The sequence below is a fragment of the Catenibacterium sp. UBA627 genome (assembly GCF_002299355.1).
In the GTDB taxonomy this organism is placed as follows: Bacteria; Bacillota_I; Bacilli_A; order Erysipelotrichales; family Coprobacillaceae; genus Catenibacterium; species Catenibacterium mitsuoka.
In genome coordinates, this window is record NZ_DBPF01000082.1 from 1,894 (window position 1) to 5,435 (window position 3,542).

Annotated in this window: 1 protein-coding gene and 1 pseudogene; both read right to left on the minus strand. The window is 34.5% G+C overall.

The window, feature by feature from the left end; translation table 11 throughout:
- Positions 1-2,810: glycosyl hydrolase 53 family protein (locus tag B2S90_RS05270; RefSeq protein WP_286696652.1), on the minus strand; the 2,810-nt coding region annotated here is incomplete at its 3' end.
- A 187-nt stretch (positions 2,811-2,997) separates the two neighbouring features.
- Positions 2,998-3,542 (minus strand): annotated as a pseudogene (locus tag B2S90_RS05275) (hypothetical protein); the annotation flags it as partial.

Consider the following 3,542-nt stretch of genomic DNA (forward strand, 5'->3'; position numbering starts at 1 on the left):
GTATTATTGTAGTAGATTAAGCCATTGTAGTTCCAGTCAAGAACACCATTCTGAACATAATACCAAGTACTATAGTATTTTACTAAACCGGTATAATTCCAGTTGAGTTTACCATCTTCTACATAATACCAAGTACCTGTTCCATTAACCTGTGCAAGAGTAGTTTTATGTACAACCTGTCCATCCTGCATTAAGTACCAATCACCATCCACGTAAACTAGATTAGCTTCTGTAGAATGATTATAAGTGACTGTAACTGTCTTAACACCATCAGTATCACCTTTTACTGTGTAGTTATAGTTACCTTTTGGTGCATAATAACCATTAACTTTTGGAAGTGTAATTGTCTTTGTATCACCAACATTTACATTTACATATTCAGTCTTAAGAACTTCTTTTTCTTTATTCACGATATTGATTCTTGTAGTCTGAACCTTACCTAAAGACACTGTATCTTTATAGAACTTTAATGACTGTAGTGCATTACCCTGGATATCAAATAATGTTGCGTTATCCCAGCTTGATCCACCCCATGAAGGCTGACCATTATAATACATTTCATCATCTGGTGCATAACCTACAGCACCCTTAGAAGCCCATCCAGTACCATACTTATCAGCGACTTCTTTATTGTACTCCCAGTTAGTCCATCCAGCTTTCACTGGAATCCATCCTGGCTCCCAATAGAAGCCACCTAAACCGTTATCCTGTTCAGTAAGAACCTTATACATATCAGTTAATTCATCTACCTGACCCTGAGGACCAATTTCATACTGATAAAGTCCATAATCAGAACCGATAGAGTTTGGTGTACCATCACCATCTTCATAACTGTTAACCCATGCAGTTTCCATAACCGCAAATAGCTTTCCTCTTTCTTTTGCAAGAGTCTGTACATCCCTTAACATATCAGGTGTATTCCACCAGAATGGGTAATAAGAAGAACCTAAAACATCATAGTCTACATTTCCTTTTTCCCATGCATCCATGATCATAGAATAGATTTGACGATTAGGTGTTTCAATATGTAATGTAACTAAAGCATCTGGAAGAATTTCACGTACTGCTTTAGAACCTGCATTTAAATAACGGTCTAATACAGAATACTGAGATTCATTTTTCCAAACAGAATTATTACTGTCTTTATTATGAATACCAGCCATACCTTTGGTAATTTCATTACCAACCTGTACCATACCTACATCAACACCTGCATCTTTAAATTTCTGTAAAGTATCTTTAGTGAAGTCATGGATATTTTCACACATCTTATCTGGATCGTTAGCATCCTTCTGCCATGCTTTTGGTAGAATCTGTTTTGCAGGATCTGCCCAGAAATCAGAATAATGGAAGTCAACAAGCACCTTCATACCATACTTAGTTGCTTCTTTACCAATCTTTAATCCATTATCTACAGTGCTATCTCCACCACCGTATGTTTCACCTTTTTCATTGTATGGATCATTCCAGATTCTTAAACGGATATAGTTAACACCATTATCCTTTAAGATTTTCATTAATGGCTGTTCTTTGCCATCATAATCATAATATTTAACACCTGCATTAGTAAGTGCTACATATGATCCAACATCTACACCTCTGATTGTAGATTCAGACATATTAGAAATCTTATTAATAGTGACATTCTTTTCTTTTAAACCTGTATCATCACCATATTCATAAGGATCTCTGTATGAATCAATATCAATATTCCAACCCTGTGCAAAACCAAATACTGCAAGAGAAGTCTGTGCAAGTCCCTGTTCATTAAAGAAACCATTCCAGCTTCCTACATATTCAGCTTCATCATAAATTAAACCACCTGCATTACTATCACTAATAGAAGCACTTAATAAATTATAAATGCTGTCTGCCTGTGTTTCATTAGATGCTGTTTCATCAGCATTCTTACGTGGGAACTTGATGTTAGAAACAATTAACTGCTTATCTGCTGCCTTTTCTTTTACTGTAGTACGTAATGTTTTAACATCATCATTAATACCATTACGATCAGCATAAAGATTAACACCTAAATAGCTATAGTCTACGCCTGCATAACCTAGCTTTTCAATCACATACTGAATACCTTCAGCATCATCAGGTGCTGCAAAACTTAAAGCTGTTTTAACACCTTTTTCATTAATAAGTTTAGAGATGTTAGCCATTGCGACAAAGCCATCCCATCCTCCACCTTCAGTTAGACCAAGGAAATTATAATTCACTTCATTTCCAATAGTCATCATAGTAGGTAAAGCATCATTCTTACTTAAAGTATCAAGTACTTCCTTAGTATAGTCTGTTGCCTTTTCTACCGCATTATCCTGAGTCCATCCTGCAGGTAATTGCTGACTATTTGCATAAGTAACATCATCAGAATAGAATAATGTGATGTTTGTTTTTAAGCCTGCTTCTTTAGCTGCTTTAATTGTTTTGATAGCACTATCTAGTGTATAACATTTAGTTTTATCATTTGATGTGTCCGGATTTACTGCAACCTTGACAGAAATCGTATTAATTCCCTGTCCCTGTACAAACTTAAATAGGTTATCAATTTTGACGCTCTTGTAATTGTAATACGTTTTACCCCATTCCAAATCCTGCTGGTAATGAGTAAAATCTGCGCCTAATACAGTCTGATCGTTAATGCCTTCAATCTTCTTGTAATCAGCTACAGAACGACTCAATGATGTTGCAGTGACTTGATTGTTGTTATGCATAGTTGGTACTGGAGTTACTGCGCTTACACCAGACATGCCCATCGAACAAACAAGCGCTGCACTTACAAAACTTGTAATCAACTTTTTGTTCATATATATCTCCCTTCCTCTTATATATTATGATAACATTTTAACATAATTTCACACAAAGAATCATCCAATGTGACATAAAATGACATATATAGGTATAAAAAATATATTTAGACATTAAAAAACCTTCTCACGAAGGTTTATAGTGATAAGAAGAAATCCTGCATCTTCTTAGATTCTGTATTAACGACTATAGCTTTTTGATTGTTTCTAGTGATTTACTTAAGAAATATCCGTTACGTACTTTGTTAGAAACATCCTTCACATTTTTCACAATATCAAAGTACTTTTCTTCTGTCATATCACTCATAATATCAGTTAATTCATTAAGTGACTCTACCGCAAAACCAACATTGTATTTTTCTACGAATCCTGCTTCAGCAGACTGTTTCCATACAATAACTGGAATACCTGATGCAAGATATAAAGAAAGTTTATGTGGATTGTTATAACGTAAATAATTACCTGTATTACCTGTACATTCATCAACAGATGACCCGTCCCAAACTAAACCAAAACCTTTTGTTAATTGAGCAGGAACATCATCAGGTGGGAATGCACCATTATAGTTCACGTTATCAGCTAAACATTCATCACTGCAGTTGACACCATATAACTCAAAATTTACATTTTTGATATTCTTTAACTGACTAATATAATTACTCTTTTGAGGGTTTAAGTTACCTGCTAATAATACTGATTTATCATAAGTTATAGTATTTTCATTTGGATATA